22 protein-coding genes and 2 tRNA genes are annotated in these 25,546 nt (G+C 72.9%); 22 read left to right on the top strand and 2 right to left on the bottom strand.

All coding sequences use genetic code 11. The features are described from left to right. The first annotated feature begins 215 nt into the window (after positions 1 to 215). From K7472_RS29920 to K7472_RS29855, 14 genes are all read left to right on the top strand, one after another. The gene (locus tag K7472_RS29920; RefSeq protein ID WP_222981968.1) at positions 216 to 1,067 is read left to right on the top strand and encodes a helix-turn-helix domain-containing protein; all 852 of its coding nucleotides are present in this window, start codon (positions 216 to 218) and stop codon (positions 1,065 to 1,067) included. A 291-nt stretch (positions 1,068 to 1,358) separates the two neighbouring features. Then, positions 1,359 to 2,576, top strand: a complete 1,218-nt coding sequence (locus tag K7472_RS29915) for an MFS transporter (RefSeq protein ID WP_252396459.1) — start codon at positions 1,359 to 1,361, stop codon at positions 2,574 to 2,576. A gap of 84 nt (positions 2,577 to 2,660) precedes the next feature. Continuing rightward, positions 2,661 to 4,511 (top strand): asparagine synthase (glutamine-hydrolyzing), encoded by a 1,851-nt coding sequence (gene asnB, locus K7472_RS29910; RefSeq protein ID WP_222981966.1) that lies wholly within the window; start codon positions 2,661 to 2,663, stop codon positions 4,509 to 4,511. A 250-nt stretch (positions 4,512 to 4,761) separates the two neighbouring features. Then, positions 4,762 to 5,541 (top strand): TIGR03936 family radical SAM-associated protein, encoded by a 780-nt coding sequence (locus tag K7472_RS29905; protein WP_222981964.1) that lies wholly within the window; start codon positions 4,762 to 4,764, stop codon positions 5,539 to 5,541. Positions 5,542 to 5,758: 217 nt separating this feature from the next. Next, the gene (locus tag K7472_RS29900) at positions 5,759 to 9,532 is read left to right on the top strand and encodes an Rne/Rng family ribonuclease (RefSeq protein ID WP_222981962.1); all 3,774 of its coding nucleotides are present in this window, start codon (positions 5,759 to 5,761) and stop codon (positions 9,530 to 9,532) included. A gap of 408 nt (positions 9,533 to 9,940) precedes the next feature. Further along, positions 9,941 to 10,261: a 50S ribosomal protein L21 gene (rplU, locus tag K7472_RS29895; protein WP_222981961.1), complete on the top strand. Its 321-nt coding sequence runs from the start codon at positions 9,941 to 9,943 to the stop codon at positions 10,259 to 10,261. Positions 10,262 to 10,275: 14 nt separating this feature from the next. Next, positions 10,276 to 10,533 (top strand): 50S ribosomal protein L27, encoded by a 258-nt coding sequence (rpmA, locus tag K7472_RS29890; RefSeq protein WP_109450001.1) that lies wholly within the window; start codon positions 10,276 to 10,278, stop codon positions 10,531 to 10,533. Between the two features lie 142 nt (positions 10,534 to 10,675). Further along, positions 10,676 to 12,112 carry a GTPase ObgE gene (gene obgE / locus K7472_RS29885; protein WP_222981960.1) on the top strand — a complete coding sequence of 479 codons (1,437 nt, stop codon included), beginning with the start codon at positions 10,676 to 10,678 and terminating at the stop codon, positions 12,110 to 12,112. A gap of 108 nt (positions 12,113 to 12,220) precedes the next feature. Next, on the top strand, positions 12,221 to 13,369 hold the full coding sequence (proB, locus tag K7472_RS29880; protein WP_308014144.1) for a glutamate 5-kinase: 1,149 nt from the start codon (positions 12,221 to 12,223) through the stop codon (positions 13,367 to 13,369). Between the two features lie 235 nt (positions 13,370 to 13,604). Then, positions 13,605 to 14,075: a DUF8830 family protein gene (locus K7472_RS29875; protein WP_222981959.1), complete on the top strand. Its 471-nt coding sequence runs from the start codon at positions 13,605 to 13,607 to the stop codon at positions 14,073 to 14,075. 110 nt (positions 14,076 to 14,185) lie between these two features. Next, positions 14,186 to 14,815: a ScbR family autoregulator-binding transcription factor gene (locus K7472_RS29870; protein WP_222981958.1), complete on the top strand. Its 630-nt coding sequence runs from the start codon at positions 14,186 to 14,188 to the stop codon at positions 14,813 to 14,815. Positions 14,816 to 14,903: 88 nt separating this feature from the next. Further along, positions 14,904 to 16,175 (top strand): glutamate-5-semialdehyde dehydrogenase, encoded by a 1,272-nt coding sequence (locus tag K7472_RS29865; protein WP_222981956.1) that lies wholly within the window; start codon positions 14,904 to 14,906, stop codon positions 16,173 to 16,175. A gap of 89 nt (positions 16,176 to 16,264) precedes the next feature. Next, positions 16,265 to 16,867, top strand: a complete 603-nt coding sequence (locus K7472_RS29860; RefSeq protein WP_222981948.1) for an SCO2584 family spore wall biosynthesis protein — start codon at positions 16,265 to 16,267, stop codon at positions 16,865 to 16,867. Between the two features lie 117 nt (positions 16,868 to 16,984). Further along, positions 16,985 to 18,094, top strand: a complete 1,110-nt coding sequence (locus K7472_RS29855; protein WP_222981946.1) for an SCO2583 family membrane protein — start codon at positions 16,985 to 16,987, stop codon at positions 18,092 to 18,094. On the opposite strand, the gene K7472_RS29850 is transcribed toward K7472_RS29855, so the two are convergent. Continuing rightward, on the bottom strand, positions 18,024 to 19,142 hold the full coding sequence (locus K7472_RS29850; RefSeq protein WP_222981944.1) for a M48 family metallopeptidase: 1,119 nt from the start codon (positions 19,140 to 19,142) through the stop codon (positions 18,024 to 18,026). The genes K7472_RS29855 and K7472_RS29850 overlap by 71 nt on opposite strands. A gap of 90 nt (positions 19,143 to 19,232) precedes the next feature. Here K7472_RS29850 and K7472_RS29845 point away from each other — a divergent pair, with 90 nt between their 5' ends. From K7472_RS29845 to K7472_RS29815, 7 genes are all read left to right on the top strand, one after another. After that, positions 19,233 to 19,391: a hypothetical protein gene (locus K7472_RS29845; protein ID WP_222981942.1), complete on the top strand. Its 159-nt coding sequence runs from the start codon at positions 19,233 to 19,235 to the stop codon at positions 19,389 to 19,391. A 202-nt stretch (positions 19,392 to 19,593) separates the two neighbouring features. Then, positions 19,594 to 19,740, top strand: coding sequence for a hypothetical protein (locus K7472_RS29840; RefSeq protein ID WP_222981940.1), 147 nt, complete (start codon positions 19,594 to 19,596; stop codon positions 19,738 to 19,740). Between the two features lie 139 nt (positions 19,741 to 19,879). Next, on the top strand, positions 19,880 to 20,449 hold the full coding sequence (nadD, locus tag K7472_RS29835; RefSeq protein WP_252396468.1) for a nicotinate-nucleotide adenylyltransferase: 570 nt from the start codon (positions 19,880 to 19,882) through the stop codon (positions 20,447 to 20,449). A 36-nt stretch (positions 20,450 to 20,485) separates the two neighbouring features. Next, positions 20,486 to 22,297, top strand: a complete 1,812-nt coding sequence (locus K7472_RS29830) for a LytR C-terminal domain-containing protein (protein WP_222981936.1) — start codon at positions 20,486 to 20,488, stop codon at positions 22,295 to 22,297. A gap of 149 nt (positions 22,298 to 22,446) precedes the next feature. Continuing rightward, positions 22,447 to 22,881 carry a ribosome silencing factor gene (gene rsfS / locus K7472_RS29825; protein WP_222981934.1) on the top strand — a complete coding sequence of 145 codons (435 nt, stop codon included), beginning with the start codon at positions 22,447 to 22,449 and terminating at the stop codon, positions 22,879 to 22,881. Further along, positions 22,878 to 23,555, top strand: coding sequence for a histidine phosphatase family protein (locus tag K7472_RS29820; RefSeq protein WP_252396466.1), 678 nt, complete (start codon positions 22,878 to 22,880; stop codon positions 23,553 to 23,555). Before rsfS ends, K7472_RS29820 begins: the two co-directional genes overlap by 4 nt. A gap of 94 nt (positions 23,556 to 23,649) precedes the next feature. Continuing rightward, a tRNA-Ala gene (locus K7472_RS29815) sits at positions 23,650 to 23,722 on the top strand. 195 nt (positions 23,723 to 23,917) lie between these two features. On the opposite strand, the gene K7472_RS29810 is transcribed toward K7472_RS29815, so the two are convergent. Next, the gene (locus tag K7472_RS29810; protein WP_308014143.1) at positions 23,918 to 25,273 is read right to left on the bottom strand and encodes a glycosyltransferase 87 family protein; all 1,356 of its coding nucleotides are present in this window, start codon (positions 25,271 to 25,273) and stop codon (positions 23,918 to 23,920) included. Positions 25,274 to 25,465: 192 nt separating this feature from the next. On the opposite strand from K7472_RS29810, the gene K7472_RS29805 reads away from it, so the two are divergent. After that, positions 25,466 to 25,538: transfer RNA gene (locus K7472_RS29805), tRNA-Ala, on the top strand. Positions 25,539 to 25,546: the final 8 nt, after the last annotated feature.

Raw genomic sequence — 25,546 nt, 5'->3', positions numbered from 1 at the left:
GGAGGGCGATCACGAGTGTCGGAAACGACAACATGCGTGCAGTTTCGGGCAGGCCCCTCGCACCCGCGGGAGCCGGGCGGGACGGTTGCGTGACCGGAGGCCGACCGAGTGCAGGATCGTTATTGCCAAGCTCGGCCGCCATGTTGTTGGGTGTCCCGGACGCCTTCCCCTTTCCCGCGGTCAGTTGGTGCGGAACAACCGGATGAGGTATCTCCATGAGTTCACCGTCCCCACGGCCCACGGACGGTGCCAGGCACCGACTGGGCATACGCATGAGAGAACTACGGGATCGCGCCGATCTCAGCGTCGAAGCTTTGGCCGTAGCTTCGGGAATGAGCGCGATGGAAATCAGCCAGATCGAAGCGGGTTATCGCGCGCCCACCCATCGGGAGATCGCCGCCTGGTGCTCGTGGACCCGGGCCGAGCAGCAGGCGGAGAGCCTGATCGCGGCGGTCGCCCGCCTCGACCGGGCGCCTTCGCCCGTGACTTGTCCGGACGCGCCCGTCTCGGAGGGAGGCTTCCCCATGCGGAACGAGGAAAGCGGTCATCTGCGGGTCTACGAGCACAAGTTCATCCCGTCCCTGCTGCAGACCGACGCATATGCCCGTGCGCATTTGACAAAGATCCTCAGCTGGCGCGGCGCGATGGGCTCCTTCGAAACCGCGATCAGTGAACTGGAGTCACTCCAGCGGCAGTTGCGGGAAAACTGGCGGCGATACACCTTTCTCGTCGACGAACTCGCGCTCTACACCAAGGTCTGCGCCACCGGCGATATGGCCGCACAACTCGCCCACCTGGAGTACGTGGCCACCCTGCCCAACGTCGAACTCGGCGTCGTGCCGTCCGACGCGGAACCGGCCGTGTGGCCCTCCGCGAGCTTCTGGCTGCACGAGACGCACGTACGCGTCGACGCCCTGACCGGCGAGCGCCAGCGGGTGGTGGACCCGCGTCAGGTCGCCGAGTACCACCGTGCCTTCCATGCCGTCGCCGTCTGCGCGGCCTACGGCGCGACCGCCCGCGGGCTCATCGTGATGGCCGCCGAGTACTGGGACCAGTTGTCCGGCTGAACGGCTGAACGGCTGACCGGTGGCCCGACGGACGGCTGACGGACGGCCCGACGGGCGGCCAGGCTGACGGTCTCCCCGGCGGCCAGGTGGTATGTCCGACAACATGCCCGTCCGACCATCCGACCGCAACGCGGCGTGTCGCCCCGATCCTGGGCCCGTGCGACGAGGTCACTGGCAGGTTCGCGACGTCATCCTCGCCAGACAGACGTCGGATTCCTGCCGGACTCCCACCCCCGTGTGCTGCTGGACTGATCCCACAGTCACCGAGTGCCCAGCACAGGACGGGAAATCATGTCCACAGCCACCAAACCTGTCGTCGGCGGTACGACGCGCACCACACGTTCGCCCCTGACCGGCTGGCTCGCCGTGGTCTCCGTGATGATGGGCATCTTCGCCATCGTCACCACCGAGATCCTGCCGATCGGACTGCTGACCTCGGTCGGCGCCAGCTTCCGCATCTCCGACGGCACCGCCGGCCTGATGATGACCATGCCGGGATTCCTGGCCGCCGTCTCCGCACCCACGCTCACCGTGGCCACCGCCCGGGTCGACCGCCGCCTGATGCTCTGCGCCTTCATGGGCCTGCTGGCCCTGGCCAACTTCCTGGCCGCGATGGCACCCGGCTACTGGCTCGTGCTGGTCTCCCGGGTCATGGTCGGCATCACCATCGGCGGCTTCTGGTCGATCGGCGCCGGGCTCGCCGAACGGTTCGTGCCCGCCGAGTCCGTTCCCCGCGCCACCTCCGTGATCTTCTCCGCGGTGCCGCTCGGCTCGGTCCTCGGCGTCCCCGTCGGCACGCTCATCGGCAACGTGGCGGGCTGGCGCACCGCCTTCCTGGTCATGGGCGTCTTCACGGTCGCCGTGCTCGCCGCGATCCTCGCCGTCGTCCCCGCGCTGCCGCCGCAGCAGACCACCCGCCTCAGCGTGCTGCGCGGGATGCTGCGCAGCGTCAACACCCGCTTCGCGCTGCTGCTCACCTTCCTCATCGTCATCGCCCACTTCGGCACGTACACCTACGTCAGCCCCTTCCTCCAGCAGGTCACCCACGTCAGCCCCGGCATGATCACCGTGTTCCTGCTCGTCTACGGCGCGGCCGGCATCGCGGGCAACTTCGTCGGCGGCGCGGTCGTCGCCCGCCGCCCGCACCTGGTCTTCGCCACCGCGGCGGCCATGCTGGCGGCCGCCACCCTGCTGCTGCCGGTGCTCGGCCGCTGGGACGCGGGCGCCATCGCGCTGCTGATCGTGTGGGGCATGGCCTACGGCGCGGTCCCGGTCTGCTCGCAGACCTGGTTCGTCAAGTCCGCCCCCGAACACCCCGAGGCGGCGTCCGTGCTGTTCACCGCCTCGTTCCAGGCGACCATCTCGATCGGCGCCCTGGTCGGCGGCGTCATCGTCGACCGCACCTCGCCGTCCACCGTGCTGGAGCTCGGCGGCGTCGTCGCCCTGCTGATGGTCGCCGCGGCCTGGGCGCACCTCGCCCGCCGCCACGCCTTCCCCGGCCAGGAGTGACCACGGGGCCGACCGGGCCCGTACTCCGGCCGCGGACCTCAAGGACACCGTTCTCAAGGACACAGCTCTCAAGGAGGACATGACATGTGCGGAATCGTCGGGTGGGTGGACTTCGACCGCGACCTCGGCCTGGAGGCCGACGTCATACGGGCCATGACCGACACCATGGCCTGCCGCGGCCCGGACGACGAGGGCACCTGGACCGGCCGGCACGCCGCGGTCGGCCACCGCAGGCTCTCCGTCATCGACCTGGAGGGCGGCCGCCAGCCCATGAAGGCGGAGGAGGACGGCCGTCTGTTAGTCGTCCTCACCTTCAGCGGTGAGATCTACAACTACCGGGAGCTGCGCGCCGAGTTGATCACGCGCGGCCAGACCTTCCGTACCCGCAGCGACACCGAGGTGGTGCTGCGCGCGTACCTGGAGTGGGGCGAGTCCTTCGTCGACCGGCTCAACGGGATGTTCGCCTTCGGCCTGTGGGACGCGCGCCGCGAACAGCTGCTGCTGGTCCGTGACCGCATGGGCGTCAAGCCGCTCTACTACTACCCCACCCCGCACGGCGTCCTGTTCGGCTCCGAGCCCAAGGCGATCCTCGCCAACCGCGAGGTCCCGCGCCGCATCGGCCTCGACGGCCTGCGCGAGCTGCTCGACATGACCAAGACCCCGGAGCACGCCCTGTTCACCGGCATGAAGGAGGTGCGCCCGGGACACCTGGTCACCGTCCGCCGCGAGGGCCTGGCCAAGCGCCGCTACTGGGCCCTGGAGGCCCGGGAGCACACCGACAGCCTGGACGTCACCGTGCGCACCGTGCGCGAGCTGCTGGAGGACACCGTCTCGCGCCAGCTCATCTCCGACGTCCCGCTGTGCAGCCTGCTCTCCGGCGGCCTGGACTCCTCCGCCGTCACCGCGCTGGCCGCCAAGGCGCTGGCGTCCCGGGGAGCCGGACCGGTGCGGTCGTTCTCCGTGGACTTCGTGGGCGCCGCCGACAACTTCGTGCCCGACCCGCTGCGCGCCACCCCCGACGCGCCCTTCGTCCGCGACCTCGCCCAGCACGTCGCCGCCGACCACCACGAGATCCTGCTCGACAGCGACGACCTGAGCGACCCGATGGTGCGCGCCGCCGTCCTCGGCGCGACCGACCTGCCGCCGGTCTGGTACGGCGACCTGTGGCCCTCGCTCTACCTGCTCTTCCAGGCCGTACGCGCCCACTCCACGGTCGCGCTGTCCGGAGAGTCGGCCGACGAACTGTTCGGCGGCTACAGCTGGTTCCACGACCCGGAAGTGCTCACCGCCGAGACCTTCCCGTGGCTGACGACCACCCCCGGCCCGTTCTACGACGGCACGCCGCTCTTCGACGACGGCCTGCTGCGGACCCTCGACATCCCCGGCACCCGCCGGGCCCGCTACCACGAGGCCATCGCCGAGGTGCCGGTGCTGCCGGGGGAGAGCGGCCTGGAGAAGCGGATGCGGGAGATCGGCTACCTCAACCTCACCCGCTTCCTCAACACCCTGCTCGACCGCAAGGACCGCATGAGCATGGCCGTCGGCCTGGAGGTGCGGGTGCCGTTCTGCGACCACCGGCTCGTCGAGTACGTCTTCAACACCCCCTGGGCGATGAAGACCTTCGACGGCCGGGAGAAGAGCCTGCTGCGCGCCGCGACCCGCGACCTGCTGCCCACCTCGATCGCGGAACGCGTCAAGGCGCCCTACCCCAGCACCCAGGACTCCGGCTACGAGAAGAACCTCCACGCCCGCCTCGCCGAACTCGCCGCCAACCCCGACGCGCCCGTCCGCCCGCTCCTCGACATGGCCAAGGTGCGCCGCCGCCTGGAGAGCCCGGTCAGCGAGAACAGCACCCAGATCACCCGCATCGACCTCGAGGTCCCGCTGTGGGTGAACGCCTGGCTCGACCGCTACCAGGTCACCGTCGAGGACTGACCGCAGGCGCCGCCGCGACCGGCGCCCCGGCCGCCTGACCCGGCCACCAGCTCCCGCCCCCGCGCTGTTCCCCCGGCAGCCGGGGGCGGGCCCTTTCCCCACCCCCGACGCCGCGCCTGGTGGGCCCGCCGCCGGACCGCGTAACCTGGAGTACGCAGTGAGGGGCCCGCGTCAGGGCCCACGACACGTACAAAGGGACTGAACGACACTGGGCAAGCGACAGCCCGAAGGGCCGCCTCCCGCGCCGGCGGTGCAGCGCATCCGACTGCGCTACACCAAACGGGGACGCCTTCGGTTCACCAGCCACCGCGACTTCCAGCGCGCTTTCGAGCGGGCACTGCGCCGCGCCGAGGTGCCGATGGCCTACTCGGCCGGCTTCACCCCGCACCCCAAGGTCTCCTACGCCAACGCCGCACCCACCGGCGTGGGCAGCGAGGCCGAGTACCTGGAGATCGCGCTGACCGAGTCCCGCGACCCGGAACGGCTGCGGGCCCTGCTCGACGAGTCGCTGCCCGACGGCCTCGACGTCACGGACGCCGTGGAGGCGCACACCTCCGGCCTGGCCGAGCGGCTGGAAGCCTCGGTGTGGCAGCTGCGGCTCGACGGGGTCGACCCGGCCGAGGCCCGCCGCGCGGCCGACGCGTTCCTCGCCGCCGAGACGGTGGAGGTCCGCCGCACGACCAAGAACGGCGTCCGCGTCTTCGACGCGCGCGGCGCCGTGGTCAGCCTCACTGAGGTGTCGCCGGACGGTGCCGATGGGCCCGGGCAGGCGGCCTGTGCGATACTGCGGCTGGTTGTTCGGCATCTGACACCCGCCGTACGACCCGACGACGTCCTGTCCGGCCTCCGTGCGACGGCCGACCTCGCGCCGCCGGTCCCCGCAGCGGTGACCAGGCTGGCGCAGGGGCCGCTCGACGAGGAGTCCGGCACGGTGACCGATCCGTTGTCGCCAGACCGCGACGCTGCCTTGGCCGCCTCACCCACGGCCGCCGGGCTGCCCGTCGCGACGGTGCCGGCCGGTTCCGCGTAGGACACGTCGTCGACGCGTCACCGACGACCGGGAGCCACCCGGGTCCGGGGACGCGCTGACCAGGAGACTTTCGCCTGGCCCGGACATCAGCGGGCCCGGCGAGCGAGACGACAGCTCCCGTGTGGCGCCCGCGCCCCGGGCGGCGGAACCGCGAAGCAGCGGGACCGCCACCGGAACCGAGCGCGGCGCCCGGGAGCGTGACGGGAGACATGCCCGCATGCTCGACAACGAGCCAGGCAACGAGGCGCCCGAGGCGCCCACCAGCGAAGACACCACCGCCGCGACCAGCGGCGGCACCCCGCAGCGGCGCAGGCGGCGAGCCGCCTCGCGTCCGGCGGGCCCGCCCACCAAGGCCGAGGGGAAGCAGGACGCGACGGCGCAGGACGTGCCCGCCGCGAAGACCCCCGCCGAGCCCGCGGCCGAGACCCCGGCCGCAGCCGCCGCTCCGGCCGAGGAGACCGCCCCGGCGCCCAGGACGACGCGGCGCCGCGCCACCCGCAAGGCCACCGCGCCCGCCGGGTCCCCCACGGCCGCCGAGGCCGCCGCCTCCGAGAAGCAGGCCGCGCCCGCCGAACCGGCGAAGACCGCCGAGCCCGCCGGGACCGAATCCGCCGAGGCCGCGCCCGCCGCCGACGCCCCCGCGCCGCGCGCCCGCCGCCGGGCGACCCGCAAGTCCGCCTCGCCCGCGCCCGCCGAGGAAGCGGCCGAGCGGACGGCACCCCAGGCACCCGCCGAGCAGGCCCCCGCCGCCGAGGCCGCCGCGCCCGCGCCGGAGGAGAAGCCGCAGCGCGCCCGCCGTACCCGGAAGAAGGCCGCCGCCGCGCCGGTCCAGGACGACTCGCGTCGCCTCAAGCCCGGCGCGCTGGCGCCCAAGGACGACCACGCCGCCGCGCAGGACGAACCCCGCACTGAGGCCGAAGAGGACGAGGAGACCGCGCGTACTGCCGAGGCCCCCGCCGCCGAGCCCGAGCCCAAGGCGAAGGCCGGGCGCAGGACCAGGGCCAAGGCGGAGCCCAAGGCGAAGGCGGAGCCCAAGACCGAGCCGGAGCCCAAGGCCGAGGCCGCGCCGGAACCGGCCGCCGAGCCGGAGCCGGAGGCCGAGCCCGCCCCCACCCGCGGCCGCCGTCGCGCGGTCCGCCCGCCGACCGCGGTCTTCCAGGCCCCCGTCTTCGTCGCCCCCGAGGAGCGCTCCGCCGCGCCCGAGCGCGACCGGGACCAGGACCGGGACCAGAACGACGAGGCCGAAGCCGAGGGCGCCGGCCGTCGTCGCCGCCGTCGCCGCAACGCCCCGGCCGAGGAGACCACCCCCGCCGAGGAGACGCGCGCCGAGGCGTCCGGCGAGAGCGCCGAGCACGTCGAAAGCGCCGAGAGCGCCGAGAGCGCCGACGAGCAGGACCAGCACGACGAGCATGAGGACCACGACGAGCACGGGGACCGCCCGTCTCGTCGTCGTCGCCGGGGCGGCCGTCGCCGCCGCCGGGGCGAGCCCGGCGAGGGCGACGACGCCCAGGGCGCCGAGGACGAGCACGACGAGCAGGACCACGAGGACGACGAGGCGGAGCACGCCGAAGGCGCCGAGGACGGCGACGGCGACGAGCACGCCGACGAGGGCGGCTCCAGCAGCAGCCGGCGCCGTCGTCGCCGTCGCCGTCGCAGCGGTGAGTCCTCGGCCGACGCGGGCGGCGAGAACGGCGGCGACGACCCGGAGCGCACGGTCGTCAAGATCCGCGAGCCGCGCAAGAAGACCGAGCCGTCCGACGAGGTGCAGTCCATCAAGGGCTCCACCCGCCTGGAGGCGAAGAAGCAGCGCCGCCGCGAGGGCCGCGAGCAGGGCCGCCGCCGCGTGCCGATCATCACCGAGGCCGAGTTCCTGGCCCGCCGTGAGGCCGTCGAGCGCGTCATGGTGGTCCGCGAGAACGGCGAGCGCACCCAGATCGGCGTCCTGGAGGACGGCGTCCTGGTCGAGCACTTCGTCAACAAGGAGCAGGCCACCTCCTACGTCGGCAACGTCTACCTGGGCAAGGTGCAGAACGTCCTGCCGTCGATGGAGGCCGCCTTCGTCGACATCGGCAAGGGCCGCAACGCCGTGCTCTACGCGGGCGAGGTCAACTTCGAGGCGCTGGGCCTCTCGGGCGGCCCGCGCCGCATCGAGACCGCGCTGAAGTCCGGCCAGTCCGTGCTGGTCCAGGTCACCAAGGACCCGATCGGCCACAAGGGCGCCCGCCTGACCAGCCAGGTGTCGCTGCCCGGCCGCTACCTGGTCTACGTGCCCGAGGGCTCGATGACCGGCATCAGCCGCAAGCTGCCCGACACCGAGCGGGCCCGCCTGAAGCAGATCCTCAAGAAGATCGTCCCCGAGGACGCCGGTGTCATCGTGCGCACCGCCGCCGAGGGCGCGAGCGAGGAGGAGCTGGCCCGCGACGTCCAGCGGCTCCAGGCGCAGTGGGAGGACATCCAGAAGAAGGCCAAGACCGGCAACGCGCCGACCCTGCTGTACGGCGAGCCGGACATGACCGTCCGCGTGGTGCGCGACATCTTCAACGAGGACTTCTCCAAGGTCATCGTCAGCGGCGACACCGCGTGGGAGACCGTCCACGGCTACGTCTCGCACGTCGCGCCCGACCTGACCGACCGCCTGCAGAAGTGGACGTCCGACGTCGACGTCTTCGCCACGTACCGGATCGACGAGCAGCTGCTGAAGGCGCTGGACCGCAAGGTGTGGCTGCCGTCCGGCGGTTCGCTGGTGATCGACCGCACCGAGGCGATGGTCGTGGTCGACGTCAACACCGGCAAGTTCACCGGCCAGGGCGGCAACCTGGAGGAGACGGTCACCAGGAACAACCTGGAGGCGGCCGAGGAGATCGTGCGCCAGCTGCGGCTGCGCGACCTCGGCGGCATCATCGTCGTCGACTTCATCGACATGGTCCTGGAGTCCAACCGCGATCTGGTGATGCGGCGTCTGCTGGAGTGCCTGGGCCGGGACCGCACCAAGCACCAGGTCGCCGAGGTGACCTCGCTGGGCCTGGTGCAGATGACCCGCAAGCGGGTCGGCCAGGGCCTGCTGGAGTCCTTCTCCGAGACCTGCGTGCACTGCAACGGCCGCGGCGTCATCGTCCACATGGACCAGGCGGGCACCAACGGCGGCGGTGGTGGCGGCAAGCGCAAGAAGAAGGGCCGCGGCGGCGCCGAGTCCGCACCGGAGCAGCCGGTGGAGGAGAGCGCGATCGCGGTCAAGGACGTCACCGACACCCTGGAGGCGTTCGACGAGCCGCAGGCACCGGAAGCGGTCGCCGAGGAGGCCGAGGAGGCCGCCGAGGAGTGGTTCGGCAGCGCCGCCGAGGCGGAGGCCGCGGCCTCCGCGTCGCGGCGCGGCCGTCGCCGTCGCGCGACCCGGGCCGCCAGCGCGCCCGCCGGGCCGCCGGCCGGCTCGGACGTCGAGCCGGAGATCGTCGTGGCACCGCCCGCCGAGCCGCAGGCCGTCCCGGTGGCGGAACCGGTCGCGGAGGCCCAGCCGGAGCCCGCGCCCGAGCCCGCCCCGGCGCGCCCGCGTCGCCGTGCCACCCGCAAGGCCAGCTCGCCCGCGGGCACGCCGCCGCAGGCCGCGGAGGCGGAGATCGTGGTGGCGCCCTCGACGCCGGAACCGGCCGCCCAGGCCGAGCCGGTCGCCGAGCCGGAGCCGCAGGCCGAGCCCGCGCCGGAGCCCGAGCCGGTGCGTCCGCGCCGCCGTGCCACCCGTAAGGCGTCGGCGCCCGCCGGCCCGCCGCCCGCCGCCGAAGGCGACGCCGCGGTGGTCGTGGTGGCCGCGACCGCCGCGGAGGAGGCGCAGCCGGAGGCGGAGGCCCCCAAGAAGCGGGCGCCGCGCAAGACGGCGGCGAAGAAGACCACGACCGCCGCCAAGAAGACCGCGGCCAAGAAGACGACCGCGAAGAAGACGACGAAGAAGGCCGCCACCAAGAAGACGGCGACCGCCCCCGAGTCGTCCGACGAGTAGTCGCCACACGCTGAAGGACCGCGGTGCTCCCCCTCGGGAACGCCGCGGTCCTTCGGCGTCCGGGGGACCACCAGGGCGACGGATGGCCCGTACGGCGAGCCGACCGGCGGAGCCGGAAGGCGACTGCTCCGGTCACGTGTGCGCCCGCCGCGCCCGGCGGTGCCTCCACGCCGGATCGCGGGTCGCGCCGCCCGCCCCGACTCCGCCTCCCTGTACCCCCCGTGGGCCCGCGGAGCCGGTTTGACCCATCCGGGGCGGCCCCGTAACCTTGACCTTCGGCGTTTCTGCGCCCGCTCCTGAGCGAATCCCTCCCGGCCCGCCGGGAGAGGCCCCTCACCCTTCGCGGCCCGTGCCGCACGAGTGGCTGGCATCAGGGGTGCCATTTCGAGCGAAGAGAGTGAGATCCGCGTGTACGCAATCGTGCGCAGCGGTGGCCGCCAGCACAAGGTCGCTGTCGGTGACATCGTTGAGGTTGACAAGCTTTCCACCAACAAGGTGGGCGACACGGTCGAGCTCTCGACCCTGCTCGTGGTCGATGGCGACGCGGTCACCAGCGACCCGTGGGTCCTGGCCGGCGTGAAGGTCCAGGCCGAGGTCGTGGACCACCACAAGGGTGCCAAGATCGACATCCTGCGGTACAAGAACAAGACCGGTTACCGCCGCCGTCAGGGCCACCGCCAGCAGTACACGGCGCTGAAGATCACCGGTATCCCCACGGCTGCGAAGTAAGGGACTGAGAAGAGATGGCACACAAGAAGGGCGCATCGTCCACCCGGAACGGTCGCGACTCCAACGCTCAGCGGCTCGGCGTCAAGCGCTTCGGCGGCCAGGCCGTCAACGCCGGTGAGATCCTGGTCCGCCAGCGCGGCACCCACTTCCACCCCGGCGTCAACGTCGGCCGTGGCAAGGACGACACGCTGTTCGCTCTCGCCGCCGGTGCGGTCGAGTTCGGCACCGCGCGCGGCCGCAAGGTCGTGAACATCGTTCCCGTCGCCGGCTGACCGGCCCCAGCGGAACGACACACAGCACCACGCCGAGGGCGGACGCCGTTTCCCGTAGCCCGGGAAGCGGGTCCGCCCTCAGCACGTTGTACGGGGAGACCCGCACGACGAACCACCCTGCACGCATCTGGAGGCATCCGTCATGACCACCTTCGTGGACCGCGTCGAACTGCACGTCGCCGCGGGTAACGGAGGCCACGGCTGCGCCTCCGTGCACCGGGAGAAGTTCAAGCCGCTCGGCGGCCCGGACGGCGGCAACGGCGGCCGCGGCGGCGACGTGATCCTCGTCGTCGACGTCGGCGTCACCACGCTGCTCGACTACCACCACTCGCCGCACCGCAAGGCCACCAACGGCAAGCCCGGTGAGGGCGGCCACCGCTCCGGCGCCGACGGCCGCGACCTGATCCTGCCCGTTCCCGACGGCACCGTCGTCCAGGACCGCCGGGGCAACGTGCTCGCCGACCTCGTCGGCCACGGCACCTCCTTCGTCGCCGCCCAGGGCGGCCGCGGCGGCCTGGGCAACGCGGCGCTCGCCTCCGCCCGCCGCAAGGCCCCCGGCTTCGCGCTGCTGGGCGAGCCCGGCCAGAGCGACGACATCGTGCTGGAACTGAAGACCGTCGCCGACGTGGCGCTGGTCGGCTACCCGAGCGCGGGCAAGTCCTCGCTGATCTCGGTGCTGTCCGCCGCCAAGCCGAAGATCGCGGACTACCCGTTCACCACGCTGGTGCCCAACCTCGGCGTGGTGACCGCCGGTTCGACCGTCTACACCATCGCCGACGTGCCCGGCCTGATCCCCGGCGCCAGCCAGGGCAAGGGCCTGGGCCTGGAGTTCCTGCGGCACGTCGAGCGCTGCCAGGTGCTGGTGCACGTGCTGGACACCGCCACCCTGGAGTCCGACCGCGACCCGGCCACCGACCTGGAGGTCATCGAGGCCGAGCTGCGCGAGTACGGCGCGGGCCTCGCCGACCGCCCGCGCGTCGTCGTGCTCAACAAGGTGGACGTGCCGGACGGCCAGGACCTCGCCGACCTCGTACGCCCCGACCTGGAGGCCCGCGGCTACCGCGTCTTCGAGGTCTCCGCCGTCGCCCACCAGGGCCTCAAGGAGCTGTCGTACGCCCTCGCCGGCATCGTCGCCGAGGCCCGCGCCGCCCAGCCCGAGCCGGAGGCCACCCGGATCGTCATCCGCCCGAAGGCAGTCGACGACGCGGGCTTCACCGTCACCCACGAGGACGGTCTGTACCGGGTACGCGGCGAGAAGCCGGAACGCTGGGTCCGCCAGACCGACTTCGCCAACGACGAGGCCGTCGGCTACCTCGCCGACCGCCTCAACCGCCTCGGCGTCGAGGAGCAGCTGGTCAAGGCCGGTGCCCGCGCCGGTGACGAGGTCGTCATCGGCGCCGAGGACGACGCGGTCGTCTTCGACTGGGAGCCGACGATGGCGGCCGGCGCCGAGATGCTGGGCCGGCGCGGCGAGGACCACCGCTTCGAGGCACCCCGCCCGTCCGCCCAGCGCCGCAAGGACCGGCAGGCCGAACGGGACGACGCGCAGCGCGAGTTCGACGAGTTCGGCCCGTTCTGAGGCGCCGGACGGGCCCGGCCCGCCGCTGGTCCGCCTGACGGTACGCGCGGGCGGACCGCGGCCCGGTTCCCGTAGATTGCGCGGGAGTACGGCACGAGGACTTGTGGGGTGGACGCGGTGGCAGGGCAGCACGGTGACGAGCGGGCGGTGCGCGACGAGGTCACGGCCGCCCGCCGGGTCGTCGTCAAGATCGGGTCGTCGTCGCTGACGACCGCGTCCGGCGGCCTGGACGCCGACCGGGTGGACGCCCTGGTGGACGTGCTGGTCACGGCCCGCGAGGCCAAGGAGGTCGTCCTCGTCTCCTCCGGTGCCATCGCGGCCGGGCTGGCCCCGCTGGGCCTGGAGCGCCGCCCGCGCGACCTGGCCCGGCAGCAGGCCGCCGCCAGCGTCGGCCAGGGCCTGCTGGTCGCCCGCTACACCGCCTCGTTCGCCCGGCACGGGGTGCGGGTCGGGCAGGTGCTGCTCACCACCGACGACGTCAGCCGCCGCGCCCACTACCGCAACGCCTACCGCACGCTGGACAAGCTGCTGGCGATGGGCGCGCTGCCGGTCGTCAACGAGAACGACACGGTGGCCACCGACGAGATCCGCTTCGGCGACAACGACCGGCTGGCGGCCCTGGTCGCCCACCTGGTCCACGCCGACCTGCTGGTGCTCCTCTCGGACGTCGACGGGCTCTACGACGGCGATCCGCGCAAGCCCGGCACCCGGCGGATCGAGGAGGTCGCCGGGCCCGCCGACCTGGAGGGCGTGGAGATCGGCAGCGCGGGCCGGGCGGGGGTCGGCACCGGCGGCATGGTGACGAAGGTGGAGGCGGCGGGCATCGCCACCGCCGCCGGCATCCCCGTGGTGCTGACCTCCGCCACGCACGCGGCCGACGCGCTCGCCGGGCGGGTCACCGGCACCCTCTTCCACCGCACCGGCAAGCGCTCGGCGGACCGGCTGCTGTGGCTGGCGCACGCCTCGACCCCGCGCGGCGCGCTGCGGCTGGACGCGGGCGCGGTGCGGGCGGTCGTCGAACGCCGCACCTCGCTGCTGCCGGCCGGGCTCACCGGCGTCGAGGGCCACTTCGCCGCGGGCGACCCGGTGGACCTGGTCGACGAGGACGGTGTCACCGTCGCGCGGGGGCTGGTCAACTTCGACGCGCGGGAACTACCCCGGCTGCTCGGGCGTTCAACTCGTGAGCTGGCCGCCGAGTTGGGCCCCGCCTACGAGCGCGAGGTCGTGCACCGTGACGACCTGGTAGTACTGCGCTGACCGGCCCGTCCGCGGTCCCGCGCGCCCCCGCGTCGTACAGGGGTGACGGCCGGGGCCCGGGGGAGGGGAGGCGTCGGTGATCCGGGGGCTTCTTGGTGAAAACCGCCCCGCGGCCCGTCCAGGACTGGTCAACTTTGATGCGGGGAGAGAGAACCGACAGCGGTGCCCGGAATCCGCGGCACCGCACCACGACCCGCTTCCACGGCGAGCGGGGACCGCATACAGGAGGCCGCCGGTGAGACGAGGGCGCCCAGGGGCGCTGCCCCGAGGAACGGCCGGGCGGACCCTGACCAGCGTCGGGGACATGCCCGTGGGCCGGTCCGTACCGGATCGCGGGCCGCAGCCGGGGGCCGACGAGCGCGAGGCCTCCCGGCTCTGGCACGTCACCTTGAACCTCTCCGGTGCCGAGGCGCCGCTGCCCGAGGTCAGAAGGGCGCTCGAACAGCTGGCCCACGACCACCCGTTCCTGCTCACCAGCCGGTACGCCGCCGACCACGCGGAGATCCGCTACTGGGAGGAGGCGCGCGACCTGCACGACGCGGCGGCGATAGCGCTGCGCCTGTGGGGCGAGCACAAGGCCACCGCCAAGCTGCCGCCGTGGGAGATCGTCGGCCTGGAGGTCATCGACCGCGAGACCTACCACCTGCGCGTCTCCGAGGGCTACGGCCCACCCCCGGCGACCCCGGTGGGCGTGCACCCGTACTGAGCGCTCCCCGCGGGCGCGTCGCGGGGCCTGGGGCGCTCCGGCCGCGGGCCGTCGGCACACCCTCACTAGAATTCACAGGGCGGGCCGTCGGGCACCGGGACGGAGGGAGCATGACGCAGCAGGCGCGGGCAGTCAGGACCCGGCGCAGCATCCTCGAAGCCGCCGCGTCGGTCTTCGAGGAACTGGGCTACGAGGGCACCTCCACCACGGAGATCCTCACGCGCAGCGGTCTGACCAGGGGTGCTCTCTACCACCACTTCTCCGGCAAGCGGGCCATCGCCGACGCGCTGGTGCAGTTGCAGGAGGAGGCGCTGGTCCTGCCGGACCACCCGGTGCGGCTCCAGGCTCTGGTGGACCTCACCATGATGTACGCGGAGCGGCTGCGCAGCGACGTCGTGCTGCGCGCGGTGGTCCGGCTGACCGTGGAGCGCGGCTCGTACCAGACCGGCGCGAACTACCGGGGCGCCATGGTCGCCGCCTCGACTCTGCTCTCCCAGGCGCTGGAGCGCGGCGAGCTGCTGCCGACCGTCGACCCGGACGAGCTGGCGTTCCTGCTCCAGGGCGTCTTCACCGGCAGCCAGATCCTCTCCCAGGCCGCCAACGGGCGGGCGGACCTGCCGCAGCGGATCTCGGGGATGTGGCGGATGATGCTGCCGTCCATCGTCCGTCCTCGTCTGCTGCCAGAGATCGACATCGACCCGGACCGCGGCGGGAAGCTGCTCGGACTGCTGTCGCCCTGAGGCGGCCGCCGGTGCGCGTGCCCGGGGATTCGTCCCGGTATGTGGGATGCGCCGCGGAGCGCGGGACGCGGGTCAGTACCCTTCGGGCATGACCACCACCGCATCGTCCCCCGTCATCGACACCGCACGCCGCGCGAAGGCGGCCGCCGCCGTGCTCGCGCCGCAGCCGCGGACCGCGCGGGACGGCGCGTTGCTGGCCATCGCCGACGCCCTCGAAGCCCGCACCGCCGAGATCGTCGCCGCCAACGCCGAGGACGTCGAGGCGGCCCGCGCGGCGGGCATCAGCGACTCCGTCGTCGACCGCCTCACCCTGACGGCCGAACGTGTCGCGGCCATCGCCGCCGACGTGCGCGACGTGGTGGCGCTGCCCGACCCGGTCGGCGAGGTGGTGCGCGGCTCGACGCTGCCCAACGGACTGGAGCTGCGCCAGATCCGGGTGCCGCTCGGCGTGGTCGGCATCATCTACGAGGCCCGGCCCAACGTCACCGTGGACGCCGCCGCCCTGTGCCTGAAGTCCGGCAACGCGGTCCTGCTGCGCGGCTCCTCCTCCGCGTACGCCTCCAACACCGCGCTGGTGGCCGTCCTGCGGGACGCCGTGGAGTCCGCGGGCCTGCCGGCCGACGTCGTGCAGCTGGTGCCGGGGGAGAGCCGGGAGTCGGTCAAGGAGCTGATGCGGGCACGCGGCCTGGTCGACGTGCTCATCCCGCGCGGCGGCGCCTCGCTGATCCGCACGGTCGTCGAGGAGTCCACCGTCCCCGTCATCGAGACCGGCGTCGGCAACTGCCACGTCTACGTCGACGAGCACGCCGACCTGGAGATGGCGGCGCGCATCCTGGTCAACGCCAAGGCCTCCCGCCCCAGCGTCTGCAACGCCACCGAGACCGTCCTGGTGCACGCGGCCGTGGCCGACGCCTTCCTGCCCCGCGCGCTGTCCGCCCTGGCCGAGGCCGGCGTCACCGTGCACGGCGACGAGGCGTGGCAGCGGGCCGGAGAGCAGGCGGGCCGCCCGGTCGTGCCGGCCACCGACGACGACTGGGCCGCCGAATACCTCTCGTACGACATCGCGGCAGCCGTCGTGCCCTCGCTGGACGCCGCGGTCGAGCACATCCGCCGCTGGTCCTCCGGCCACACCGAGGCGATCGTCACCCGCGACCAGAGCGCCGCCCGCCGCTTCACCTCCCTGGTGGACTCCACCGCGGTCATGGTCAACGCCTCCACCCGCTTCACCGACGGCGGCGCCTTCGGCTTCGGCGCCGAGATCGGCATCTCCACCCAGAAGCTCCACGCCCGCGGCCCGATGGGACTGCCGGAGCTGACCTCCACCAAGTACGTGGTCACCGGCGACGGTCACATCCGCTGACCGGGCCGTCGATCCGGTCCGCCGATCGGGCCGTCCCACATTCCGGCACTCCCTGCCCAAGGCACCGTCCGCGGGCTTACCCTGGACGGGTGTCTGAGGATGTGGGCGGTAAGCCGTTCCCGGACGGTGACGACCACGGAGACGCGGACGACGCGTTCGCATCCGTGGTCCTTGACGAGGCCTTCGTGGAGGCCGCGGTCTTCCACGAACCCAGCGCGCGCGAGCGCATGCTCGCCGCCGCCCAGGCGAGGGCCGAGGCGGAGGCCACCCCGGCGAGGGTCGGCGCCGCCGACGACGACGGCCCGGACGACGACCCCCGGTACTACGACGCGTACGGGCCGGGGGAGTACGACGCCTTCGCCGCCGAGCACGGCCGCTTCGGCGTCTACCGCCAGCGCCACATCTACGGCACGCCCGCCCGCTGGCACCGCACCGTCGCCTGGGTGCTGGCGCTGGTGATGGGCGTCGGCGTCGTCTCGCTGGCCTTCGCGGCGGTCTACCGCACCGGGGGCCAGGGCCGCCAGCCCGCCCCGCCGCCCGCCACCGGCCGCGCGGACCTGCCCCGGGCCACCACCCGCCCGACCGCCGCGACCACCGCCGGCCCGCTGCTGACCGGCGGCGGCGCCCCCACCGGCACCGGCTCGCGCGGCGGCGCCCTGTCGACCGGAGCGGCCACCGAAGTGACCCGCTGAGCGACCGGGCGACCCGAGTGGCCCGAGTGACCGTCCACCGCGCTCCGGTGACCGTCTTTCAGGACGACTTGCGGTACGGGGCGTTCAGCTCGCGCCGCGGAGACCTACTCTTGTCGTATGACCGGGCGTGGAGACCCCCCGGAGGGGACGCCCCAGGGCCTTCCGGGAGGCGGTGACGACGAGTACGGAGCCATCGTGTTCGACGAGTCGTTCGTTCGTGCTGCCCGGATACGGGAGTTCTCCGCCCGCGAGCGGCTGGCCGGCGCCACCCGGGCGACCCGCCCCCGCCACCCCTGGGGCACCGGCGGCGCCCGCCCGCAGGCGTACGTCCTGGTCCTGCTGATCGCCCTCGCCTTCGGCAGCGCGATCTACCTGGGGGTGCGTCACCACTACCGCCCCGAAGGGCCGCCCGCCGCCGTCCCGCTGCGCATGACCCTGGTGCCGCTCGTCCCCTCCGGGCCGGTGCCCGCCGCGAGTGCCGACCCGCTGTACGCCGCCGACGGCGTGGCCCACTACCCGATCGGCCTGCAGGGCGTCACCCTCCCGGCGGCCCACCGCACCGCGCACTTCACGGACGGGCAGGTCGGCGAGGCGCTCGACATCACCCAGGAGTACCTGGTCGCCTCCTCGCTGGACGAGGCCGCGCTGACCGGTGGCGACGTGCGCGAGGTGCGCGACCTGCTCGACCAGGGCCAGCTCACCCAGTTCGACCACAGCCTCGCCAGCCCCGCCGACGACGGGCGGCACGCGGCGACCGGCTGGCTGGTGCGCTTCGACCCCGCCCGCTACCAACTGGCCGACCCCGGCATCCGGGTGCGCGGCACGGTCACCTACGCCGAGCGGGACGGCGGCGCGGGCCTGGAGGTCGACACCGACCACACGCTGGTCTACCGGATCCGCGCCGCGGGCGCCCCGTCCGACCACCCGGCATCGTTGTTCACCGTGCGACGCAGACTGAGCCTGTACTTCGACCGGGACGACCTGGCGGCCCATCAGCTCCAGCTGCGCCAGGCCGCCGTCGAGGCCGGGCCGCTGGCCTGCGCGGGCGACCCGTCCGGCTACTTCCGGCCGCTGCTGGCCGGACAGCGCGCCGCCACCGGCTCCGGGACCGATCCGTACGACCGTGCGGAGCCGATGGCGGCGGCGTGCGGAGCGCTCAGCCCTGGTCCGGGTCCGGCTCCGGGCCCGGACCGGAGCCCTGGCCGGAGCGCGTCCCCGAGCCGGTGAACCGGTCGCGCAGCTTGCCGCCGATGTCCCCGGCGCCGGTCGATATGTCCCGGATCAGGCCCATCAGCGGGTCCTTGCTGCTCTTGACCGAGTCGGCGTAGTGGTTGGCCGACTCCTTGAAGGACTCGTACACCGAGGTGTCCTTGTCCTCCTCGCGCTGCGCGTAGTGGCCGTCCATGATCCGCTGGTAGTCCCGGCTGGTCGCCCACTTGCGCAGCTCGGCGGCGCGGACCGTGGTGAAGGGGTGGGTGCGCGGCAGCACGTTGAGGATCTTCAGTACCGAGTCGCGCAGGTCGCCGCCCGCCTCGTACTCGTCGGCCTGCTTGAGGAACTCGTCCACGTTCATCTCGTGCAGGTGGTTGCCGCCCGCCAGCTTCATCAGGCCGCGCATGGACGCCTCGAGGTCCTGGCCGACCAGCAGCCCGGCCCGGTCGGCGGACAGCTCCGACTTGCGGAACCACTCGCGCAGCGCGGTGACGATCGCCATGATCGCGACGTTGCCCAGCGGGATCCACGCCACTCGCAGCGCCAGGCTGGTCAGGAAGAGCAGGACCGTGCGGTAGACCGAGTGGCCGGACAGGGCGTGGCCCACCTCGTGGCCGACGACCGCGCGCATCTCCTCCTCGTCCAGCAGCTCCACCAGACCCGTGGTGACCACGATGATCGGCTCGTCCAGTCCGATGCACATCGCGTTGGGCTGCGGATCCTGGTTGACGTACATCGGCGGGACCTTCTCCAGGTCCAGGATGTAGCAGGCGTCGCGCAGCATGTCGTGCAGATGCGGGAACTGCCCCTCGCTGACCCGCACCGAGTCCGACAGGAACAGCAGCCGCAGCGAACGCTCCGGCAGCAGTCCGCTGAGCGCCTTGAACACGGTGTCGAAGCCGCTGAGCTTGCGCAGCGCCACCAGCGCCGAGCGGTCCGCCGGATGCTCGTAGGCGCGGGAGGAGATGCCCGGGAAGCGCCTGCGGCTGCGGCTGGGCACGGTCCCGCCGGGCGTCCCGGTGCCGGACTCGCCGGCGCCACCTGATTCGTTCGGCACGGTCATTGGGCCTCAATCCCTTGATAGCCGGTGCGTGCTCGTCCCCCGGACCACCCCACCTTAGGGCCCGGCACCGACAGGGCTACGCTGAACGGCATGCACAACCCTGTGACGCACGACCCCACCACACTGCTGGCCGTGGCCTCCGACTCGGCGGGCCCCGGCTGGCTGCTGCGCACCGTGATCGTCGTGTCGGTGCTCGGTGCCGTCTTCCTCGCCTGGTTCCTCCTGCGCGGCTACGGCGACAAGGACTGAACCGGACGCGGACTGACGGGCGGTCACCTGGACGAACCGCTCCCGGTCCGTTCTCGTTGACGCTCGATCTCGTACTGCTCGTACTGGACGTACACAGTCAGGACGCGCGGGACCTGCGTAGGGTTCCGCGTGCCCACGGACGTACCATGTGGCACGAGTTCCAGATGGACGAGTCTTCCGACCGCAAGGGGTCCAGCCGACCATGACCGCACACATCCCAGCAGCTGTGGCAGCGCTCGCCGAGGGTGGCCAGCACGACAGCCTGAACCCGATCCTCACCGGTGGCGGCGCGCTGTTCGCGCTCCTGTTCCTGCTGTGGATCGTCTCCCGGTTCAACCGCGACCGCTGACCCCGGGTCGCTCCCGGCCCGCGCCGGACGCCAAGTAGGGTGTGCTCGCATGGAAGAGCAGGCAGCGTCCGGGCGCCCCTCCGGACTGATCGAGGTCGACGACGGAGGGGCCGGGCCGGTGAAGAGACGACTCGGTGTGATGGGCGGCACCTTCGACCCGGTCCACCACGGGCACCTGGTGGCCGCGAGCGAGGTCGCGAGCCTCTTCCACCTGGACGAGGTGGTCTTCGTCCCCACCGGCCAGCCCTGGCAGAAGGAACACCAGCAGGTCTCGCCGGCGGAGGACCGCTACCTGATGACGGTCATCGCGACCGCGTCCAACCCGCAGTTCTCGGTCAGCCGTACCGACATCGACCGCGGCGGCCGCACCTACACCCTCGACACGCTGCGGGACCTGCGCGACCAGTACGGCGACGTGGACCTCTTCTTCATCACCGGCGCCGACGCGCTCTCCCAGATCTTCTCCTGGCGGGACGCCGAGGAACTCTTCTCGATGGCGCATTTCATCGGAGTGACCCGCCCGGGGCACACTCTGTCGGACCCCGGGATCCCGGACGGCGGAGTGTCGCTCGTCGAGATCCCGGCCCTGGCCATCTCCTCGTCCGACTGCCGGCACCGGGTGGCCCGGGGCGAACCGGTCTGGTACCTGGTGCCGGACGGCGTGGTGCGCTACATCAACAAACGGAAGCTGTACCGGGACGCCGGATAGCCTGCGGCTGGTAGTCGTGCGATCGGAGGGGCACTGGTGAGTGATCAGGAGCAGTACGGCCAGGAGCCCTACCAGGGCCGTGACCCGTACGCCCCGTACTCGCCCGGCTACCCGCAGCCCGAGCCGCAGGGCGAAGGCCAGGAGGGCCATCAAGGTCAAGAGGGCTACGAAGGCCGGGAGGGCTACGAAGCCTACGACCCGTACGCCCAGCACGCCCCGCAGCAGCAGTACGCACAACACCAGCAATACGGCGGTCAGCCCTACCCCGGCCAGGCGCCCCAGGGCTACCCGGAGCAGGGTCAGGGCTACGGCGTCCACGACCACGCCGCGTACCCGGGCCAGGGCTATGACGGGCAGGGCTACGCGGGCCAGGGCTACCCGGAGCAGGGGTACGCGGAGCAGCAGCATCCCGAGCAGCCGCATCCCGCCCAGGGGTACGGGCCGCAGCAGGGCTACCCCGCTCAGGAGTACCCCGCTCAGGAGTACCCGGCCGCCGCGCAGCCCTCCGCCACCGTGCCCCAGCAGCGCTCGCCGGGGGCGGAGCCCGTGGAAGCGGAAGCGGAATCCGGGCCGCCGTCCGGCGCGCCGGGGGCCGAAGGGGACTTCCACACCGAGGAGTTCGCCTTCGTGGAGGAGGAGGACGAGCAGGCCGAGGACGTCATCGACTGGCTGAAGTTCTCCGAGTCCCGCACCGAGCGGCGCGACGAACGCAAGCGCCGCGGACGTCAGCGGGTCGTGCTGCTGGTCGTGGTGGTCGCGCTGGCCCTGGCGGGCGGTGTCGGCTACCTGTGGCAGTCGGGCAGGCTTCCGGGGCTGAGCGCGGGCCAGGGAGCGGCGGCCGCCGCGGGCGCCCAGAAGCGCGACGTGATCGTGGTGCACCTGCGCGAGGTCGACAGCGACGACAGCTCCACCGCGTTGCTGGTGGGCAACGAGACGACCGGCGAGGGCACCACCGTGCTGCTGCCCAACTCGCTGACGCTCAGCCCCGATTCGGGGACCACCACGCTGGCCAAGTCCGTGGTGGACGACGGCGCGGCGCCCACCCGTGACGGGCTCAACACCCTGCTGGGCGCCGACATCCAGGGCACCTGGCGGCTGGACACGCCGTACCTGGAGATCCTGGTGGACGCCGTCGGCGGCATCACGCTGGACGCCGACGCCACCGTCGCCTCCGGCGGCAAGACCCTGGTCACCGCGGGCAAGGGCCAGCAGCTCGACGGTCAGGGCGCGGTCGCCTACGCCACCTACCGGGCGGCCGGCGAGCCGCAGGCGAAGCAACTAGCCCGGTTCGGGCAGGTCATGCAGGCGGTGCTGACGAAGATGCCGGCCACCGCCTCCGCGGCCACCAAGATCGTCAACACCCTGGGCGCGATTCCCGACCCGTCGCTGTCCAACGCCCAACTCGGCGCGACCCTGGCCCAGTTGGCGCAGCAGGCACAGGGCGGGCACTACCGCACCACCACGCTGCCCGTGCAGACCAACGGCACCCTCAGCGAGCAGGCCACCGACGACGTCGTGAAGAACGTGCTGGGCGGCGCCGTGAAGAACGCCGACCCCAGCGGCATCCCCACGATCGCGGTACAGAACGCCACCGGCAGCGCCAAGTCGGGGGACGCCGCGCAGGTGCAGGTCGTCAACTCCGGTTACACCTACGTCAGCGGCGGCACCGCCGCGCCGCGAGCCGCCTCCCAGGTGCTCTACTCCTCCGCCGCGCAGAAGGAGACGGCGGGCGAGCTGGCCAAGACGCTGGGGCTGCCCGCCTCCGCGGTCCGCCAGGGCCAGGGCGCGGCGAACGCGCAGATCACGGTGGTGCTGGGCCGGGACTACCACCCGGCGGCCGGCTCGTAGCGGGCGCGGCGCGGGGGCTCGGCGGGATTCCGCGCGGCGCGGCCCCGGCGAGCCCCGGTGACATGTCCGCCGCGAAAAACGGCGGCGGACATGTCACCGGGGCATGAGATCCTGGTGGGGTACCCGTACCCGACCGGAAAGCACTCCCTGTGACCGCCACGGACCGCTCCATCGAGCTGATCAGCACCGCCGCCCAGGCAGCGGCCGACAAGCTCGCGCACGACATCATCGCGTACGACGTCAGCGACGTGCTGTCGATCACGGACGCGTTCCTGCTGGCCTCCGCGCCCAACGACCGGCAGGTCAAGGCCATCGTCGACGAGGTCGAGGAGCGGCTGAACAAGGAACTCGGCGCCAAGCCGGTGCGCCGCGAGGGCGAGCGCGACGGCCGCTGGGTCCTGCTGGACTACGTCGACATCGTCGTCCACGTCCAGCACGCCGAGGAGCGCGTCTTCTACGCGCTGGAGCGGCTGTGGAAGGACTGCCCGGAGATCGAGCTGCCCAAGGACGCGGTGGAGACCCGGGGCAAGGCGGCCGAGTACGCCCGCGAGCGGGACGGCGGACCGGACGGGGAGACGAACTGAGCGCCCCGGCCGCGTCCGGCGGCGGCGCGCCCGCGGCCGGACGGGGACGCCGCATCGTCCTGTGGCGGCACGGCCAGACCGCCTGGAACCTGGAGCGCCGCTTCCAGGGCACCACGGACATCCCGCTCACCGAGACCGGCGTGGCCCAGGCGCGGCGCGCCGCCCGGCTGCTGGCCGCGCTCGGCCCGGACGCGCTCGTCTGCTCCGACCTGGAGCGGGCCCGCCACACCGCCGCCGAGCTGACCGCCGTCACGGGTCTGGAGCCCACGTACTACGAGGGCCTGCGAGAGACCTACGCGGGCGTCTGGCAGGGCCTGACCAACGACGAGATCATGGCCCGCTACGGCGAGCAGTACGCGGCCTGGAAGCGCGGCGAGCCGGTCCGGCGCGGAGGCGGCGAGCTGGAGACCGAGGTCGCCGACCGTGCGGCCCCCATCGTGCTGCGTGAGGTCGAGAAGCTGCCGGAGGACGGCACGCTGGTCGTCGTCAGTCACGGCGGCGCGATCCGCACCACGATCGGCCGCATCCTGGGTCTCGCCCCGGCGTCCTGGGAATCGCTCGGCGGGCTGTCGAACTGCTGCTGGTCCGTGCTGGGCGAGGGCGTGCGCGGCTGGCGTCTGCTGGAGCACAACGCGGGCACCCTGCCGGAACCGGTGCTCGGCGACGACACCTGAGGAGCCCCCTCAGGAGCGGATTTCGTATCCGGGCAGGTCACACGCTAAGCTTCAGGTGTTCCGAGCGAGCGGCGAGTGCGCGAGCGGGAACAGCGGGGCTATAGCTCAGTTGGTAGAGCGCCTGCATGGCATGCAGGAGGTCAGGAGTTCAATTCTCCTTAGCTCCACAAAGGCGAGAGGCGAGGTGTGTCCGCGGACAACGCGGACCCCTCGCCTTTGTCGTTCTTCCGCGGACTTCGTCCGCGGGCGGCGGAGGCTTCGCCACCCGCACCCCCCTTCCGGGCGGTCGGGGTGGGCCGGGGCGGTTCCCTTCGGGCCGTCGCGCCGCCGTTCAGTCTCCGTAGAGGCCCGGCCGGGAGGCGCTAGCGGTCCGCCGCGTACACGTAGTCGCCGGTGCGGGGGGTGCGGTTCGCGCCGCCGAGCGGGCGGCTCGGGGGCCTGCGCAGTGCCCGTACCGCCTGTACCCCGGTCAGCGCCAGGAAGGCCAGCCCGACCGCCGGGTAGGCGGCCGACAGCAGCATCTGCCCCGCGTTCTGGCGCAGTTCGGGGCGGCCGAGGCCGTGCGGCACCGCCCAGATCACGTAGCTGCAGAACACCAGCCCGGCCGCCCCGGCGCCGATCCGCCACCGCAACTGCCCGCGCCGCAGCGCCTCCGACGCCAGCAGCAGCACCATCGGCACGCACCACACCCAGTGGTGCGACCAGGAGATCGGGCTCACCAGCAGCGCGGTCGCGGCGCAGGCGCAGGCCGCCCAGGCCGACCCGGACGGGAGCCGGTCGCCCGCCAGTGCCGCCGCGACGGCCACGGCGAGCCCGAGCAGCCCGATCGCGGCGGCCGACAGCAGCCAGGAGCGGCCCGGGTCGGTGGAGTGCAGGACGCGGGCGACGACGCCGCGCACCGACTGGTTGGCGGTGTCCTCGACGTGGCCGACACGGTTGGCCTCGAAGATCATCCGGGTCCAGAAGTTGTGCGAGTCGCGCGGCAGCACGAGCGCGGCCGTGCCCGCGGTGACGGCGAACGCGGCGGCCGCCACGCAGGCCCGGCGCAGCGCCGGGTTCCACACCCGCCGCCCGGCGCGCAGCCCGCGCCAGCCCTGGACGAGACCGACCAGCGCCAGGAACACCGCGAACAGCGCCGGGGTCAGCTTGATCCCGGCGGCCACGCCGATGCCGATGCCCGCCCAGCGGTGCCCGGAGCGCCGGGTCAGGTCCCACAGCACCAGGACCGCGAGCAGCAGGTTGATCTGCCCGTACCGCAGGGTCGTCCACACCGGTTCGCACCACACGGCGCCCGCGGAGACGGCGAAGGTGGCCGCCGCGTGCGGTATCCGGTGCGGCCGGCCGACCAGCCGCAGCGACAGGTGGACGACGACGAGCAGCAGGACCAGGTTGGCGGCGGTGGCCACGGTGCGCATCGCGGGGACGCCGAGCCAGGTGAGCGGCGTGAAGATCATGGCGCCGAAGGGCGGGTAGGTGGTCGGCAGCTTGGCCTGGGTGGCCACCATCGTGTACAGGTCACCGCCGGTCCTGATGGTCCAGCCCTCGGCGCGGTAGACCATCAGGTCGATCATGGAGACGTTGGCGGCCCGCTGCGCGATCCAGAAGCCGGTGAACGACACCAGGCACACGACCGCCGCCAGCGCGGTCGACCGCCGTGCCACCGGTCCCCGTATCCCGCCCCTCGGTCTGCCTTCGGCGATGGGTTGCGACGCGGTCACGGCGGCGGCTCCTGGGTGGACGGACACAGCCTCCTGACAGTACCCCGACCCACCCCGTCACAGCAGTCCGTCCCGACCGCCCCCGACGGCTTCCGGGCGGCTGCCTCTCCCCCCAATGGATTTGGCGAAACGCCCCCGGGTCCGTGTAATGTTTACCCAGTCGCCGGGCCTTGCTCCGGCCGACGGAGACCTGGGGCTATAGCTCAGCTGGTAGAGCACTTGCATGGCATGCAAGGGGTCAGGGGTTCAAATCCCCTTAGCTCCACATCGAGA

Source organism: Streptantibioticus parmotrematis (assembly GCF_019890615.1).
GTDB classification, from domain to species: Bacteria; Actinomycetota; Actinomycetes; order Streptomycetales; family Streptomycetaceae; genus Streptantibioticus_D; species Streptantibioticus_D parmotrematis.
The sequence above is the reverse complement of the archived record's forward strand: the minus strand, read 5'-3'. Positions and strand labels throughout refer to the sequence as shown.

Coding starts and splice junctions, on each gene's coding strand:
- K7472_RS29865 (WP_222981956.1), top strand. CDS start 14,904: ATGACCACCACCGCATCGTCCCCCGTCATCGACACCGCACGCCGCGCG.
- rpmA (WP_109450001.1), top strand. CDS start 10,276: ATGGCACACAAGAAGGGCGCATCGTCCACCCGGAACGGTCGCGACTCC.
- nadD (WP_252396468.1), top strand. CDS start 19,880: ATGGGCGGCACCTTCGACCCGGTCCACCACGGGCACCTGGTGGCCGCG.
- K7472_RS29900 (WP_222981962.1), top strand. CDS start 5,759: ATGCTCGACAACGAGCCAGGCAACGAGGCGCCCGAGGCGCCCACCAGC.
- obgE (WP_222981960.1), top strand. CDS start 10,676: ATGACCACCTTCGTGGACCGCGTCGAACTGCACGTCGCCGCGGGTAAC.
- K7472_RS29845 (WP_222981942.1), top strand. CDS start 19,233: ATGCACAACCCTGTGACGCACGACCCCACCACACTGCTGGCCGTGGCC.
- K7472_RS29920 (WP_222981968.1), top strand. CDS start 216: ATGAGTTCACCGTCCCCACGGCCCACGGACGGTGCCAGGCACCGACTG.
- K7472_RS29840 (WP_222981940.1), top strand. CDS start 19,594: ATGACCGCACACATCCCAGCAGCTGTGGCAGCGCTCGCCGAGGGTGGC.
- asnB (WP_222981966.1), top strand. CDS start 2,661: ATGTGCGGAATCGTCGGGTGGGTGGACTTCGACCGCGACCTCGGCCTG.
- K7472_RS29915 (WP_252396459.1), top strand. CDS start 1,359: ATGTCCACAGCCACCAAACCTGTCGTCGGCGGTACGACGCGCACCACA.
- K7472_RS29850 (WP_222981944.1), bottom strand. CDS start 19,142: ATGACCGTGCCGAACGAATCAGGTGGCGCCGGCGAGTCCGGCACCGGG.
- K7472_RS29870 (WP_222981958.1), top strand. CDS start 14,186: ATGACGCAGCAGGCGCGGGCAGTCAGGACCCGGCGCAGCATCCTCGAA.
- K7472_RS29855 (WP_222981946.1), top strand. CDS start 16,985: ATGACCGGGCGTGGAGACCCCCCGGAGGGGACGCCCCAGGGCCTTCCG.